Origin of the sequence: Pseudomonas alliivorans (assembly GCF_017826695.1) — a bacterium.
Lineage (GTDB): Bacteria > Pseudomonadota > Gammaproteobacteria > Pseudomonadales > Pseudomonadaceae > Aquipseudomonas > Aquipseudomonas alliivorans.
The window spans coordinates 176,403-191,146 of sequence record NZ_JAFFZW010000010.1 but is presented as its reverse complement, the minus strand read 5'-3'; the positions used below and the strand labels follow the sequence as shown (position 1 = coordinate 191,146).

The window sequence follows — 14,744 nt, the reverse complement described above, 5'->3', positions numbered from 1 at the left end:
CAGTTCAATAACGGACTGGCACCAGCTCAGTCCGAAAAAAGACTTAACGTCGTGTCCGGGATCAGTTGACCACTACAGATTGCGGCTTGGACTCCGGCGGCATAGTGCACGTCTTAAATTGCGACCCCAACCATTTGGACGAGACATGGTTACTTTTCACCTGACCTACTGAGCATTGACCCCTGACAAAGTGGTGTCAGGGGTTTTTTTGAGGAAAAGTTATGCAACTGCATCGTATAGGAAATTTGTCAGTCCTGCCGGGCACGGCTAAAGCCTTTCAAGCGTCAATGTCCAGGGATCACTCAGCTATTTCTGTTAAGTCGCCGGACCAAAGCTCAGCCGTGTCCATCAGTGGAGAAGCGCTTCTGCGCCAACGGCTGTTTCATATAACCGATCCGAACCGTACTTTGCCTGTGCTGGGAAAAGCGGAATGCGGGATGTCCTATCCGAATAGTTCTTTTTTGACCCTGGACGATAGAGCGCTTCTGGGAGATGTCTATGCGTGGGCATCAAGCGAAGGCGCTAACCTTGCATACGTCGACGATCTGGGTTTCAGGCTGGCTTATTATCGAGAGAAGGACAATGGGCGCATCAGCGCTCCGCATAACCAAGGCATGACATACGACGGAGAAGGCCATAAGGTTTATTACAGTTTCACCGAGAAGGATACGGCCACAGCCAAGCGCATTTTAGAGAGTGAAGCTTTGCGAACAACAAGGCTCGATCAAGGATTTATTCGCTACATCACAGACAAGGATTACGGTTCCCTGCATCACAATAATTTTGAGTTCATGGAGCAGGTCATCAATCGCTTTTCCGACAAGAACAGTGAGTCTCAGGCGCTGATGCCCGGATTTGCAAAGCGCGAGTATTTGAAAAACAATTTTGTGGTGACTCGCTCAAAAGAGAAGTATGCCGTGGGCCACAACAGCGGTCGCGAGAATGAGCCCGGATTTACCGCAACGAAAACCACAAAACCAAAGCCAGTCACCGTCGAATCCTTGCGTGACGACAGGCGGGCGGCATTGTTCAAGATGATGAACGTCACAAGCTTCAAGTCGTTGTTCGCGCTTCTGTTCGGAGACCGGCGCTGACGCGTTACGTCTGAACGTTCAGGTCCTGACAGTCGGCACGGATGTCATCAGCAATAACCACGCGATTGCGGCCTGTGCTCTTGGCGAGGTAGAGCGCTTTGTCGGCTTCGTGAAGCCAGGCCGATGTGTCGTTAAGGCCATGGTTATAAGCCGCAACGCCGATACTGAGGCTGACCTTCAAATCTTCGTGCAGCGAGTAGGTGAGGTCGTCGATGACCAGACGCAGCTTTTCAAGGACTTTGCGGGCTTGCGCAGTGTTGGCGCCCGGCAGGATCACGCAAAACTCATCGCCGCCGCAGCGTCCGGTCACATCGTTCTTGCGCAGGTTGTCCACCATCGCCTGGCTGATGCTCTGCAGCACGGTGTCGCCCACCAGGTGGCCGTAGGTGTCATTGATCGTCTTGAAGAAATCGATATCGAACAGCGCGACCACGCATTCCTGATTCAGGCTTCGGCTTTTTGCGAATTCGATATCAAGCAGCTCCTTCCAGGCCCCATGGTTGAGCAGGCCAGTCAGGCTGTCGGTACGGCTCAGCCTGTGCAGTATATTTCGGTGTTCACGCAGTTTCAGCGTGACCTGATGGCTCATCCAGCCGATGAAGATCGGGTAGATCACCAGCACCGGGAGGCAGGCATACATCTGCATCGGGGTGCTTTCCAGGTTGATTACCGGATCGAGCACGAGCAGTGACACCATGATGCCTGCCGCCTGCGCGACAAAGCCCCTGAACATGAGGCGAGGTCCGGCCGCTGCGATGTTATGCATGGCCATCATGGCGACCACGGTGATGGCAGGCAGCACACTGAACCCCATTGCACCGATCCAGAAACCGCCGCCGAACGAGTCGGTCAGCAGGTTGCGCCACTCCGCTTTGTAAGGCTGTCTGGACGTTCTGGCCAGCCAGTAGGCAATGTGCGGCCAGATCAGCGCATTGAAGAACGCCAACACCCAAAGCCACTGCGGGGCGTTCAGGTGGAACAGGGAGGCTGCGACGGTGAGGAAACCTACGCTGACGCCAACCGTTCGTGGCGCATAGATTCGCTTGGCGAATGCCAGTCCTTTGCCTTGGTATCGGTTCATAACACTTACCGGAATCTGATTGAACCGGTCAGAAACCTTCATCCTTGACCGAAAGGGTAGAGTTTGGCGTGTCACAAATGCCATGGGAAGATCATTTTGCCATTATTCATGCAGATCAGCTCGCTGCGCGGTCATGAACAGGTGGCATCGAAGACGATTTGGATGGAGAAGGGCAGCGGTGGCCTTCAAAAGAATGACCGGGCCATTGGAGCCGCCTGCCATCGTGATCGGCAAGCGGCTCCTTGGCGTGTGGGTTACGCCGGAACGGCTGACCCGGAGGTTCGGGCTTTGCGCGCCATCGTCAGCCAGGCAAGCGCGATGGCCAGCACGGCAACAACGGCGGCGACATAGCCGACGGCTTCAAGGCCCAGGTATTCGATGGTGACGCCACCGATGATCGAGCCCAGCCCGATGCCTGCATTGGCGGCGGACACGTTCAATGTGCCTGCGAGCGCCTGAGCCTGCGGTGCGGCTTTCATGACGCGGATCTGGCAGATGGGGAACAGGGCAGTATGGGCAATGCCCCACACCGCCAACACCACGGCCAGCAACGGCAGCGACCCTGCGGCCGGAACGCTTGCGGTCATGCCCAGCGCCAGCAACAGCGCGAAAGCGATGGTCGCACCCAGTGGGCTGCGATCCACGAAGCGTCCGCCCAGCGCATTGCCGATCAAGCCAACTGCGCCAAAGCCCATGAGCCACCAGCCGACCTGTGCCGACTCGATGCCTGCGATCCGCTCCAGCGTGTCAGCCAGGTAGGTGTAAGCGCCGAACATTGCGGTGAACAACAGAATCGACAGCAACAGGTTGGCGATGAAATGCGGGTCGCGCAGGATTCTGGCCTGTTGAGCCAGTCCGACTTTCTCGGTGGGCGCCATTTTCGGCATCGAGAAGGCGAGCAGCACAGCCATCAGTGCAGACATCGCCGTCAATGCCCAGAATGCACCGCGCCAGCCCACGGCATCCGCAAACACCGTGCCCAGCGGAATGCCGAACAGCATGGCTGCCGAGATGCCCAGATACACCTGAGCCACGGCCTTGCCAGCCTGTTTGGGACCGGCCATCAAGCCTGCGGTTTCGCTGGCCGTGCCCCAGAAAACAGGTAGCGCCAATGCCGGAATGAAGCGCGCCAGCGCCAGCACCCAGATGTTGCTCGACATCGCCGCCAGCGCATTCGAGGCGGCGAAGATCAGCAGAATCACGATGAACGTTCGTTTGCGATCCAGGTGCGAGAGCATTGCCGTCAGCGGCGGACCGAACAGCATCACGGTGAAGGCGAACAGGGTCACCAGCAGCCCGGCACTGGAGATCGAGATGCCCAAATCCCGAGCCAGTGCGGGCAGCAGGCCGATGATGAGAAATTCAGTGGTGACAATCACGAACCCGGCCAGCGCCAGAATGGCAATGGACAGGCCGGCCCCGGTCGAGCGTTCGCTCGCGGCGGCAGACGTTGTTTCTTGAGAAGACATGACACAAACCTGCTGGAAAAATAGCGTGCCAGCATATTTCAGAAACCGTTTCCTATCTTGGGCGAATTTTCCGTACATTAAGGAATTAATTTCACTAGTGGCCCCAATACATGCTGTCTACGGATCGCCTCAAAGGCATTGAAACGTTTGTGGCCGTCGCCAACGCAGGCAGCTTCACTGCCGCCGCCGAGCGCCTGAGCCTGACCAATTCGGCGGTCAGTAAAAGTGTGGCCCGTCTGGAGAGCCGCCTGGGCATGCGTCTGTTCGAGCGCACCACTCGTAGCCTGGCACTGACCGAAGAGGGGGCGGTGTACCACGCCGTTTGCACACGCATGCTGGCCGAACTGGAAGAAGCGGAAACTGCCCTGGCGGCGCAGCGCTCTGAGCCGGTCGGTCAGTTACGCATCGACCTGCCTGCAACGTTTGGTCGGCTGCACGTGCTGCCGCAGATTCTGGCGTTTGCCGAAAGCCATCCCAAACTGCGCCCGCATGTGACATTCACTGACCGCTTCGTCGACATTCTGGAGGAGGGTATCGACCTTGCGGTGCGCATCGGTGGGCCGTCGATCTGGCCGGCAGGTCTTGCGCATCGTTGTCTGGGGACGGAGCGGGTGATCTTCTGTGCTGCGCCTGCCTACCTTCAACGTCACGGCATGCCGCGCACGTTTGAAGATCTCGTCGACCATGCCTGCATCCTGTTCGGTCGGGGCGATGGCACTGTCAGTCCCTGGTTATTCGTCGACGCGCAGGGTCAGCCTGAAACACGGGCAGTGGAAGCACGTATCGTCGTAGGCAACGGGGAAGCTCAGGTCGCTGCCGTGACGTCGGCCTGCGGTATCGCGCAACTGGCGACCTGGCTGATCAAGGACCAGTTGCAGCGCGGCGAACTGGTGCAGATCCTTCCCGATCTGGCCACTGACGGCCTGGCGCTGCACCTGGCGTGGCCGCGCAGCCGCGAATCGCTGCCCAAGGTGCAGGGCCTGGTGGAGTTGCTGTCAGGTGCCCTGCGCGTAGAGTGACAAGGTCGGTTGGTTATTGGCCAATGACGGCTTTTACCAGTGCAGCGTGCTGCTTGGGGTCCTTCGCGTTGGAGACCACATTCAAGACCGCTGCGCGTTTGCCCGAGGCCGCCATGATCGTCGTGCTCAATACCTTGGTGTCGCTCATGGTGGCCGAGGTGTCCACCTGACGAATGCCGAGACCGTTTTTCTTGACGATCTTTTTCTCGCCCAGTTTCTTGAAGTCTTTGTAGCCCGCGCCCTGCTGAGCCATGGTGCCAGCCACCAGACCGTCGAGGACCACACTGTCGTTGTCGCCGACCTCCACGCCCATTGGCAGCGGTGTCTCTGTCGCGATGACCACACGCTTTTCAGCCGCGTTCGTGTACAGCGAACCTGTCACGCCCTGAGCCTTGGCTTTTTCGTCGATCTCGGGCATTTCTCCCTGTACGAAACCGGCAGGCAGCGTGAACGCCAGCTTGCCACCCAGCAGCGAAGCTTTCTGAGTTGTGGCCGTCGCTGGCGCAGCAGCCTGTGTCTTGGGCGCCGCCTGAGCGTTGACCATCCCCAGCGTGCCGGCCAACGCCATGCACATCACGATTGCCTTGAAACGGAACGACGGCATAGGAACTCCCTGATTGCCTGGTATTGGATGGACAGCATTGTGCCTGAGGGATGTGAGCAGCCAGACAGGAAAAAGTGCCCTGATGCACGAATGGCCGGGCCAGGCGCGTTCCAGACCGGACGCGGAGTGTCCTGAGAGGCCGCGCTTCGGATTCAGGATCGTACGTGCAGGAATCTTCATTCCTTCCGAAAAATCGGCCTAATCCCGCGGCATTTCGGGTACGCCACGCACCCCCAGAACTCCCCGGCGTTCTTTCCGGTGCGCGCGACTTTGATGACCATGGGCTTCTTGCAGTGCGGGCAGTTGGGTGTGGCGGGTTTTGTTTCGGGTTTTGGGGCCGTCGGTTCGGGTCTCCGCTTGCGAGGCCTTGCCTTGGTATTGGCGGGCTGTTCGCCGACGTCGAGTGGCGCAGCCTCCACAACAGGCACAGACCGTTTCTCACTGTCCGCGTCCCGTTCACGGCGACCCATAATTGCTACCGCAGCCTTGCCAAGCTTGCGTATCGCGCCAATGAAAGCCTGCAGGGGAGGTTGAGTCTTGCGCGCCATGGGAGCCTTCAATACACGAGTGGTCGGTTCAAAGGCGGCATGGTGCAGAGATCGGCATGGTCAAGTAAAGCGCGTCAGACTGCCTGCCCATTCAAGACCTTGCCTTGTCGGACGATACAGGGAGCCATGGACCATGGTTGTGACTTGATGGGTGTGTGCTACACCTTCAAGGCGTGCCTGCGGAGTCTGCATTTATCAGGGAGTGGATGTTCGATGCGTGTCAACTTACCCGTTACCCAGACAGAACGGACCTTTACGGCCTCCGAGCGTCTCATTTCCACGACAGACCTCAACAGCCACATCACCTACTGCAACGATGCGTTCGTGTCGCTCAGCGGTTTCACACGTGAAGAACTGATCGGACAGCCGCACAATCTGGTGCGCCACCCCGACATGCCCGCGTCGGTATTTGCCCACATGTGGGAAACCATCAAGCAGGGCAAACCCTGGATGGGCGTGGTCAAGAACCGTTCCAAGCAGGGCGACTATTACTGGGTCAGCGCCTACGTCACTGCGGTGTACGAAAACGGCCGCATCGTGGGGTATGAGTCTGTCCGCTCGCTGCCGACCCGCGACCAGGTTCGCCGCGCCGAAGCGCTTTATGCGCGCCTGCGGGCCGGCAAGTCGGCTGTCTCCAAAGTCAGCGCTGCGGCTTACCACCTCGTTCGCCAATTGCCGATGATCCTCTGTGCACTGGCGTTGATGGCTGGCGTGTACCTGCTGGACGACCGGGCCTCGTTCGTCTTGATTCTCGTCGTGCTGCTCGCGCTGGGCGGCTATCTCGAAATCCGTCACCGCAACAGCATGCGCAAAACGCTGGAAGAGCACCCCAAGGCGTTCACCAGTGCGCTGGTTGCGCTGACCTACAGCGACAATCGTGGCCCGCAAGGCCAGCTGGATCTGGCGATGCTCAGCGAAGAAGCTCGATTACAGGCCGCCCTGACTCGCCTTGTCGACACAGGTGAGAGCGTCAGGCAGCACGCCGGGCAATCGGCCCAGTTGTCGGTTCGGCAAGCGGAGTCGCTCGACCAGCAACGCAGCGAAGCCGATCAGTCCGCCACGGCGATCAACCAGATGGCGGCGACCATTCAGGAAGTCACCCACAACGTACAGAACACCGCCCACGCAGCCGAAGAAGCCGACAAACTCGCCCAGCAGGGGCGTGGTCTGGCGGACGAAAGTTTGCTGGCGATCCGTCACATGGCCAACTCCGTCACCGAGATCGGCCAGGCCGTTGGTGATCTTGCCAACGCTACACAATCCATCGGCAGCGTGGTGGACGTCATCACCTCCATTGCCCAGCAGACCAACCTGCTGGCGCTCAACGCCGCCATCGAGGCCGCACGTGCAGGTGAGCAGGGTCGTGGCTTTGCCGTGGTCGCCGATGAAGTCCGCTCGCTGGCCTCACGCACTCAGTCTTCGACCGAACAGATCCAGCAGATCATCACCTCCCTGCGCGACGGTGCCTCCCGCGCCGTGCAGACCGCCAGCAAAGGCGAGCAGATTTCACAGGAAAGCGTCGCCAGCGTCGAAGCCGTACAAAAGGCGCTGGACGGTATCAGCCAGTCCGTCACCCGCATCACCGGCATGAGCCAGCAAATGGCATCCGCCTCCGAAGAACAAAGCCACGTGGCAGAAAACATCAGCCAGCAAATCACCCGCATCGCCCAGCTCTGCGACCAGAGCGCGGGCCAGGCTCAACAAGGTTCGCAGATCAGCAGTGAACTGGAAGGCATGGCGGAGTACCTGCACAGTCTGGCGGAGCGGTTTAGTCGTTAGGCCGAATAAAGGTGTTGAGTGGGTAGTCTTGCAGAGTCAGCGCGAGTGCCCACCGCATTCTTTCTGCAAGCTCCGGACTGTGGGAGGCGGCTTGCAGGCGATGCGGTTTCCTAAACGCCATTCAGCAACTGAATTGACCCAATCGCCAGTGAGTGCTGAGGTCGAGTTTATTCACTTCGGAATGGAAGCCGATAAGTCTATATGCATACCGCGTGCACAGTGCAGGCAGGTAAGACGCTACCCCGCAAGCCAGGAATATAGCGTATATGGCTGTTTCATTCATTGATCGTCATCCCGTGAAAAGAGAGGCTGTTGTAAGTTTTCGTTAATCCTATCCGGTGCCTGTCTTTATTCGTGGAGTAGGTAACAGAAGCGCGAACGCTAACGGGATGAATAGCGACAGCCATCTCAGCTCTATGCTTCTCAGGGTTATATCGAAAGGCAATGTTCCATATTTCGCGTATTTCAAATACAGATGGCCGCAGAATATGTTATAGGCCAACGTAAGCACCAGTTTGAGTGTCGAGAAGTTTTTAGCTGAGAAAGCACATGTTGCCCACACTGAGGGAGCGAGCAAAAATAGTGTTATGGCGATGAACGCACTGTGGCTCAATAAATTATTCAAAAGTATATTTCATCTGACCCAGAACCGCTCCAAATAGCCACATTCCGAAATCAGCTGTGCCGCAAGCGATTGCTAATGTCTTGCCTTTGTTGAACGCCAGGGTTTGATATCCCATGTGACGGTGTGGGCGCACGCATGAGCCAAGATCATTACGATTGAAAACCATCCTAGAATCGAACTGTCTTGATAGCCATAAAAAGGAAGTTCGTTTTTCTCAATGAAGCGCATGTGCAAATAGCCAAAAAAAATATTGTATAGGTTAGTGCCCCAAAACCTTATTGTCGTGAAGCTTTTTCCAGACCATGCGTGACGTGCCCACAATGCGGGTAGATAGAAGATGATTCCGAGTGTGATGACGATGGTATAGATGAAAATGCTATTTATCATAGTGGTTCTCCCATTCGGTGTACATGCTCTCCGCAGTGAGTCCATCAACCATTCGTTCAATCATAAATGTTTTTGCAGACGTGGCTTCATATGCTCTGATTTTGTCCGTCCGTACATAATTGAATAGTTTCCATGCCTCAGGTTTGACAATAAGTCTGGTTGCACCGTAGATCGATAATCCCAAATCCACAGTTCCATAAGCCATGTTGCCGTGAAGCTCCGTCCCTCCGGCCAGCTTCGAAAGCTCTTGATAGGCCTTTCGTGTTGGCCCCTGGGTATCCGAACGGTCTTCGATAAGATTGCGTCCGTTCTCATAGATGTTGTTAGCGCCATGAGCCATCAAAGGGACTCCAAACACCAGGCAGAGCGTCCCGGCCGAGCCGTAGCACACGGCTACGCCGGTGGTAACCTGCAGAGTCCCGGCAAGGATGCCGACGCTCTTTTTACCGATATCAAGTGACTGCTCTGCGAAGTTACGCTGCGTCGTCTCAATCGCCTCCAACCCCTCATCAACACTCTTCCTGCCGACCTCCACGTCCCGAACGATCCCTTGCGCGTAATAAGCCACGTCCCGATTGAACTGCAGCCTGAGCGTCCCGTCGCGGATGTGCCGGGCAGACACCGTACAAGCCTGTCCTGCGAGATGGCCTGCCGCCTCGCTGACCCGCCACAGGTCGTGGTGTCCGGAGGATCGTTGTTTTTCCGGCAGGCTCATTCCTCTGCGATCCACGAGGCGTAGCCGCTGGTGTTGCCCTGGTGATGGGTCCAGATGATGTCCCGGTAGCGAATGGCGACGTGCTCCTGGGGTTCTGCGTCGTTCTGCAGAATGGCGTGGGGCATGTCGAGTGTCAGGTCGGCGATGATCCCTTCCCGAATTTCAATGGTGTAGAACTTTTCCTGACTGCCACTGGGCGAGGTGCGGTAAAAATCGATTTTGCAATCGACCGGTTCCCGATTGGCGAGTGCCTGGCCCAGCATGGGGGACGATTTGTCGACATGCTTGGTGATGACAATCGGTCGGTGGGTGGCGTGCTTGATGTTGTCGATATTCGCCATGTTGTGAGTCAGCGACAGCACCATGATTTCGTCGAGGTGGCCAGCCTGACACTTCGCGCCCATCGACTCGGGGCTTGAGCATCCCGCAGAAATGAGGCCCTGCTCCTTGCTGCTGATGGTCATGTAACCGTGGTTCGCCATACTGCGATCGTCCTGAAAAAGAGAACGGGCAGTGTATTTTCGCGACCCTGGAATGAATGTAGGACGCGTCTGAAATTACCATTGGTGAACAAGGCCGACGTCGTGATCCTGATCAGGCTTCAGAAGCCTTGACAGGCACTCTTCTTCAAGTTGGTAAGAATGCCCCCGCAACTTAATAAGACTTCTCTGACAGCATTATAAGGTTGCAGTCATTAACACCCTGCCTGCTTTCCGTTTTGATGACGGCCCGAACGCCATCAGACTGCGTTCACAGTCGTTCAAGGAAAGCCATGAGCAACGAAATCGAACAGTATCTGCACATCAAAGCCCGGATCGAACAGGCCGACAGGCATGTCGTCGAGACATTACGACAGGAACACAGCACCAGCAGGCGCTTGCAGATGAGCACCAAACGCTTCTGGTTCTGTGTGCTCGCACCGCTGTTCCTCGCCGTACTGATTGCCCTCGCAGGCCTGCTCGAACCCATGCGCTGGATCTACTACGCCAGCTGGGGGCTGATCGCGGTTTCGTATGGGGCTCTCTTTGTCTACCCGGTTCTGTGCATCGGGCGTTACCGAGACTCGGTAAGAAATGTATTGGCCGCACCCTTCGCCAGTCTGGCAGGCATCAACGTCAGAACCCGCCTGCTCATCGACGAACAATTCCTGCCTCTCCTGACAGCGCTTTCCAGCCATACACTGGCACTCGGCGTGCTGGAACTGAAAAACGAGCGCAGCGGCTTTGAAAGACGCCTGCGTCTGGCCACCGGAGTGCTGCAAAACATCGGCATCGTGCCAGGCCTGCTCGCCCTGTCGGCCGGGCTGATCAGCCTGTGCAAAACCCTGCTAGGCATGGGCTCGTTCGTAATCTACCTGGACTGGGTGTTCACCCTGGCGGCAGTCAATCTCTTCCTGTACCTGCTGTGTGGCTACGCGCAGACCGTACTGACACGCGACGACCGCATGATCGCCCTGACGGAACTGGCGATGGAGCGCAAGAAGGGTTAGCTCGACGCGGGCTGCAAATGCGCAGCCCTGGCTTTCCAATGGCATGGTTCATCGCAACGACTTAATCCTCCAGAAAAGTGGCCGCCAACCCGGACGGCCACCTCATCACACTCACCCCAGCCGAAACACCGGTAACGCCGAACGCCACCACGGCTTGCCAACACGACGCGGCGCCGGCTGAACCTGCATCTGCGGATGCGCCACCATCAACGGCATGTCCCGCAGCCTGATCCAAGGCTCGCTCTGCCAATGCAACACACTCACCGACAAGGCCGGCCATTGCAGCAAACTCAGGTGCGGCGCGTGATCATCAGACGGCACCTCAGCGTCCCGCAGCGTCGCCACCACCTCGTTGGTCAACCACTGCCGCAGTCCGCGATTCTCCGCGTGATAGTGATGCACCAACATCGCGTAAGCCCCGGACTCACTCACCATCAACTCCGACTCAGGGCCGCCGTGCTGCTCAAGCGTCATCATTCGGTACTGGTCCGCATCGAGCTTGCGCATCGTCCGCTCGTTCAACGGCCAGCCGATGAGACGACCCAGATCGCGGGCGCTGAACCAGGGCTGGTGTTCGAAGAGGAGGGCTTGAAGCGGGCGGTTGTGGCGGTGGAAGAGGGTGGGGATATGAGCGGACGTCACCGCGTCAAGTTGATGAGCTTGTACCTTGAATCTGTCACTGAACATGCTGAACCTCTACGAAGGACTTGGAATGGTGCTAAAGACCAACGTAGAGCGGGCTCAAGAAATCCCAACGGAGCGGCTCGGCATTTCTAAATTTCCGTTCGGTGGAACGGAAAAATTCAGAGTTAATGCTGAAGTCACTGTTTCTACGTTGGGTGTTTCTTAGGCACCTGTGATTAAGATAAACGCGCACGTAACGCCCTGCTATCGGATGGAAGGCGGCGCTAATGTCAGATTTTTCCGTTCATTTGAGTGGGTTTCAGACGACTCACTCTGATCGTTCTAACGCTCCAGCGTGAGAATGCAGCCCGTGATGCTCCGCGTCACATTCTTGCGCCCTCGCACAATCTTCAGAACGACCAAGCCTTCGCTTTACCCATGCTGGCAATCTAGATACTGTTGACGGAATTTTCCTACAAGGACGTTTCGCAATGCCTTCGCTTAATCAGATTTTCTTCGGTCCGCCCGGTACGGGGAAAACCTACGCCACAGTAGAAGCGACGTTGCAGATCCTTGATCAGCCCTTTCTCGTCAGTAATCCGGATGATCGAACGGCTTGGAAAAAGCGTTTTGATGAGCTACTGGATGCGGGCGACGTGCGCTTTGTCACGTTTCATCAGAGCTTTAGCTATGAGGACTTCGTCGAAGGTCTACGTGCGACCACTGATGAGCAGGGTCAACTGCGTTATGACGTTGTGCCGGGTGTTTTCAAAAGCCTCTGCGATGCAGCGGCTGGCGAGAGGGATGGAAAGTACCGTGCTTTCAAAGTCGGTGATCGATATGGGACTGGATACAAGGTGCTTAGGGCAACCAAAGAACTCGTTGAACTGGAAAAGCCTAAGGGTAAACACCTTGCTTTAGCGATGAGCTTATTAAATTCTTTGGCAGATGCCGTGCGTGATGGCTCTATATCTATCCAGGATTTGGCTACCAGTTCTTGGGAAAGCAAGCTAACTGACTCAATCCATGATCCTTATTTGGTCAACGGTTACCGAAATATTTTGCCTGTTCTTCTCGAATACATGCTTGGTGGTCGCGAAGTCAACGTACCCCATGCCACACAGGCAGAACAGTCCGCTAAAGTTCTGATTATCGATGAGATCAACCGTGGCAACGTCTCACGCATCTTTGGCGAGCTCATCACGCTTATCGAGCCATCCAAGCGAGCGGGGGCAGATGAAGCATTAGAGGTGACACTGCCTTACTCCAAGGAGCGCTTTCGCATTCCAGATAACGTCTACTTGATCGGCACCATGAATACCGCTGATCGGTCACTGGCAGCGATGGATATTGCCCTAAGACGTCGTTTTACCTTCACCGAAGTGCCGCCGAGTCTGGAATTGCTCGCAGGAGTACAGGTTGAAGGCGTCGCCATCGACGATTTGCTACGCGTGCTGAATCTGCGTATTGAGGCTTTGCTTGATCGAGACCACCGACTTGGACACGCGTATTTTTTACCGCTTAAAACTGACCCGACTCTAGATCTGCTAGAAAGCATTTTCCGTGGGCAAATCCTTCCGCTGCTTCAGGAGTATTTCTTTGAGGATTGGCAGCGTATCCAATGGGTACTGAATGATCAGCGTAAGCCTGCGGAGAATCAGTTTCTAATTCAGCCAGAGCAGGACCTCGTTGGTTTATTCGGTGACTCTGTACCTACTTCGCATAACGGTGCGTGGAGTCTAAATTCTGACGCCTTTGAGCGAGTAGAAGCTTACCTTGGCATTATTGACCATCTCGCTCATGCGAAGCCGACGGAGGCTTTTAAAGAAGTTGAAGAGGATGGCATCAAGGTTCGCCGATTGGCATCGGGGACCATTGAGGTTTTTCGGGATGGGGTACGGGTAAAGACAGCTATGCCCGTGCTGAAGGAGCTGGCTAAGAAATACGGAATTGCCCTTGAGTTCGAAACCGGACGAGCCCTTAACACGCGTCATCTCGGAGCCAGGGTTATCAAAGCCCTGAACGAGGCCCAAAGGTGAAAAGCATAACGGTTCGTGAATATGCCCGGCTTACCACCAGCCCTATTCACAGCCCGACCCTCGACATCGCCCAGGTGTCGCCCTCGGCCTTCGATTGGCTCTGCGAACTCAATGCGCGTTTCAGCAAGGCCGGCGCTGCGTTGGTACAGATTGAGGACCGTCGTTGGCTGAAACTCGATAACTACGTCGGCGTTCTAGAAACACCCTGCGGCACGCGCCTCGAAATTCTGCCGAAGCACTTTGAGGATGGCGACTGCATCCGGCAAAGCCGTGCCTTACTAAAGCGCATGATTCAGAAGTCTTTAGATTTACCGACTCGTAAAGTCGGAGCGGCGGCACTTCAATGTTTTGATGCGCCGCTGACCGAGTGGGTAATGAGCAGCTTTCTCGATGCGCTTGACCACCTCATCAAGCGCGGTATGCGCTTTGATTATCAGCGAGTTGAAGAAGAGCAGCGCTACCTACGCGGGCAATTGAATACGGCCCTCCAAGTGCGTCAACCTCCCGGTAGGCAGCATTATTTTCAGATACGTCATGACGTGTTCCTTCCGGACAGACCAGAAAATCGCCTGCTCAAAACAGCATTGGATATTGTCTGCAAGACCACCCAAGACCCAAGCAACTGGCGCCTCTCTCATGAACTGCGTTCGATGCTACTGGAGGTTCCTAGCAGCAGGGGCACCGCGCAGGATTTCAAGCAATGGCGTCGTGATCGATTGATGGCTCACTACCAACCTGTGAAGCCTTGGTGTGAACTGATCATTCAGCAACAAACGCCTTTGGCGGTTGCAGGGGCATGGCAGGGGATGAGTTTGCTGTTTCCGATGGAGAAGCTGTTTGAGCGTTATGTGGCAGCTTGTTTGAGAGATTCCTTACCAGGTGATGCAAAACTATATACACAACCTAATTACGAGTTTCTCTGTACGCATCAAGGGAAAAAAACTTTCCGGCTTAAGCCGGATTTAATGATTGTTAGAGGTGAAACAAAATGGATTTTGGATACCAAATGGAAAAGCTTGGATGGCGAGAATGTTGGAGGAAACTATGGCTTAAGTCAGACGGATTTCTATCAAATGTTAGCCTATGGACAAAAGTATCTTGCTGGCCAAGGGGAGTTGATTTTGGTTTATCCAATGCGAGCCTCGTTTAAAAGTGCTTTTCCATGTTTTGAGTATTCTAAATTTTTGAAGCTATATGTCTTGCTTTTTGATCTTGAAACAGAGCTCTCGATATTTGAGTTAAGCAAATTGAATTGGGAGTAAAAATGATTT

13 protein-coding genes and 1 pseudogene are annotated in these 14,744 nt (G+C 55.8%); 7 read left to right on the top strand and 7 right to left on the bottom strand.

Annotation, left to right across the window (positions count from 1 at the left end):
• Nucleotides 1-221: 221 nt before the first annotated feature.
• A complete protein-coding gene (locus JTJ32_RS22660) occupies nucleotides 222-1,094 on the top strand; it encodes a hypothetical protein (RefSeq protein ID WP_408004617.1) in 873 nt (290 codons plus the stop codon).
• Nucleotides 1,095-1,098: 4 nt separating this feature from the next.
• Here JTJ32_RS22660 and JTJ32_RS22655 read toward each other — a convergent pair whose 3' ends face one another.
• Together JTJ32_RS22655 and JTJ32_RS22650 are read right to left on the bottom strand one after the other, a co-directional pair.
• The gene (locus JTJ32_RS22655; RefSeq protein WP_099226005.1) at nucleotides 1,099-2,175 is read right to left on the bottom strand and encodes a diguanylate cyclase; all 1,077 of its coding nucleotides are present in this window, start codon (nucleotides 2,173-2,175) and stop codon (nucleotides 1,099-1,101) included.
• 254 nt (nucleotides 2,176-2,429) lie between these two features.
• Entirely contained in the window at nucleotides 2,430-3,644 is a 1,215-nt protein-coding gene (locus JTJ32_RS22650; protein WP_099226004.1) for an MFS transporter, read from the bottom strand.
• A gap of 110 nt (nucleotides 3,645-3,754) precedes the next feature.
• Between JTJ32_RS22650 and JTJ32_RS22645 the strand changes: the two genes are divergently transcribed.
• On the top strand, nucleotides 3,755-4,663 hold the full coding sequence (locus JTJ32_RS22645) for a LysR family transcriptional regulator (RefSeq protein WP_210043340.1): 909 nt from the start codon (nucleotides 3,755-3,757) through the stop codon (nucleotides 4,661-4,663).
• 13 nt (nucleotides 4,664-4,676) lie between these two features.
• Here JTJ32_RS22645 and JTJ32_RS22640 read toward each other — a convergent pair whose 3' ends face one another.
• Nucleotides 4,677-5,267, bottom strand: coding sequence for a DcrB/PsbP domain-containing protein (locus tag JTJ32_RS22640; RefSeq protein WP_210043339.1), 591 nt, complete (start codon nucleotides 5,265-5,267; stop codon nucleotides 4,677-4,679).
• A gap of 176 nt (nucleotides 5,268-5,443) precedes the next feature.
• A complete protein-coding gene (locus JTJ32_RS26635) occupies nucleotides 5,444-5,815 on the bottom strand; it encodes a topoisomerase DNA-binding C4 zinc finger domain-containing protein (RefSeq protein WP_328823988.1) in 372 nt (123 codons plus the stop codon).
• A 39-nt stretch (nucleotides 5,816-5,854) separates the two neighbouring features.
• Here JTJ32_RS26635 and JTJ32_RS26820 point away from each other — a divergent pair.
• Nucleotides 5,855-6,310 (top strand): annotated as a pseudogene (locus JTJ32_RS26820) (PAS domain-containing protein); the annotation flags it as partial.
• A gap of 207 nt (nucleotides 6,311-6,517) precedes the next feature.
• Nucleotides 6,518-7,594 (top strand): methyl-accepting chemotaxis protein, encoded by a 1,077-nt coding sequence (locus JTJ32_RS22630; RefSeq protein WP_408004618.1) that lies wholly within the window; start codon nucleotides 6,518-6,520, stop codon nucleotides 7,592-7,594.
• Between the two features lie 1,001 nt (nucleotides 7,595-8,595).
• Here JTJ32_RS22630 and JTJ32_RS22625 read toward each other — a convergent pair.
• Together JTJ32_RS22625 and JTJ32_RS22620 are read right to left on the bottom strand one after the other, a co-directional pair.
• Nucleotides 8,596-9,321 carry a DUF4225 domain-containing protein gene (locus tag JTJ32_RS22625; RefSeq protein ID WP_210043337.1) on the bottom strand — a complete coding sequence of 242 codons (726 nt, stop codon included), beginning with the start codon at nucleotides 9,319-9,321 and terminating at the stop codon, nucleotides 8,596-8,598.
• A complete protein-coding gene (locus tag JTJ32_RS22620; RefSeq protein ID WP_210043335.1) occupies nucleotides 9,318-9,803 on the bottom strand; it encodes an Hcp family type VI secretion system effector in 486 nt (161 codons plus the stop codon). Before JTJ32_RS22620 ends, JTJ32_RS22625 begins: the two co-directional genes overlap by 4 nt.
• 290 nt (nucleotides 9,804-10,093) lie before the next feature.
• On the opposite strand from JTJ32_RS22620, the gene JTJ32_RS22615 reads away from it, so the two are divergent.
• The gene (locus JTJ32_RS22615) at nucleotides 10,094-10,810 is read left to right on the top strand and encodes a hypothetical protein (protein WP_210043334.1); all 717 of its coding nucleotides are present in this window, start codon (nucleotides 10,094-10,096) and stop codon (nucleotides 10,808-10,810) included.
• 111 nt (nucleotides 10,811-10,921) lie between these two features.
• Here JTJ32_RS22615 and JTJ32_RS22610 read toward each other — a convergent pair whose 3' ends face one another.
• A complete protein-coding gene (locus JTJ32_RS22610; RefSeq protein WP_210043333.1) occupies nucleotides 10,922-11,497 on the bottom strand; it encodes a BRO-N domain-containing protein in 576 nt (191 codons plus the stop codon).
• A gap of 428 nt (nucleotides 11,498-11,925) precedes the next feature.
• On the opposite strand from JTJ32_RS22610, the gene JTJ32_RS22605 reads away from it, so the two are divergent.
• Nucleotides 11,926-13,473, top strand: a complete 1,548-nt coding sequence (locus JTJ32_RS22605) for an McrB family protein (RefSeq protein WP_099225995.1) — start codon at nucleotides 11,926-11,928, stop codon at nucleotides 13,471-13,473.
• Complete coding sequence (locus JTJ32_RS22600; RefSeq protein WP_210043332.1) at nucleotides 13,470-14,735, top strand: McrC family protein; 1,266 nt, start codon at nucleotides 13,470-13,472, stop codon at nucleotides 14,733-14,735. Before JTJ32_RS22605 ends, JTJ32_RS22600 begins: the two co-directional genes overlap by 4 nt.
• Nucleotides 14,736-14,744: the final 9 nt, after the last annotated feature.

Coding starts and splice junctions, on each gene's coding strand:
- JTJ32_RS22625 (WP_210043337.1), bottom strand. CDS start 9,321: ATGAGCCTGCCGGAAAAACAACGATCCTCCGGACACCACGACCTGTGG.
- JTJ32_RS22620 (WP_210043335.1), bottom strand. CDS start 9,803: ATGGCGAACCACGGTTACATGACCATCAGCAGCAAGGAGCAGGGCCTC.
- JTJ32_RS22660 (WP_408004617.1), top strand. CDS start 222: ATGCAACTGCATCGTATAGGAAATTTGTCAGTCCTGCCGGGCACGGCT.
- JTJ32_RS22640 (WP_210043339.1), bottom strand. CDS start 5,267: ATGCCGTCGTTCCGTTTCAAGGCAATCGTGATGTGCATGGCGTTGGCC.
- JTJ32_RS22615 (WP_210043334.1), top strand. CDS start 10,094: ATGAGCAACGAAATCGAACAGTATCTGCACATCAAAGCCCGGATCGAA.
- JTJ32_RS22630 (WP_408004618.1), top strand. CDS start 6,518: ATGGCTGGCGTGTACCTGCTGGACGACCGGGCCTCGTTCGTCTTGATT.
- JTJ32_RS22650 (WP_099226004.1), bottom strand. CDS start 3,644: ATGTCTTCTCAAGAAACAACGTCTGCCGCCGCGAGCGAACGCTCGACC.
- JTJ32_RS22610 (WP_210043333.1), bottom strand. CDS start 11,497: ATGTTCAGTGACAGATTCAAGGTACAAGCTCATCAACTTGACGCGGTG.
- JTJ32_RS26635 (WP_328823988.1), bottom strand. CDS start 5,815: ATGGCGCGCAAGACTCAACCTCCCCTGCAGGCTTTCATTGGCGCGATA.
- JTJ32_RS22605 (WP_099225995.1), top strand. CDS start 11,926: ATGCCTTCGCTTAATCAGATTTTCTTCGGTCCGCCCGGTACGGGGAAA.
- JTJ32_RS22655 (WP_099226005.1), bottom strand. CDS start 2,175: ATGAACCGATACCAAGGCAAAGGACTGGCATTCGCCAAGCGAATCTAT.
- JTJ32_RS22645 (WP_210043340.1), top strand. CDS start 3,755: ATGCTGTCTACGGATCGCCTCAAAGGCATTGAAACGTTTGTGGCCGTC.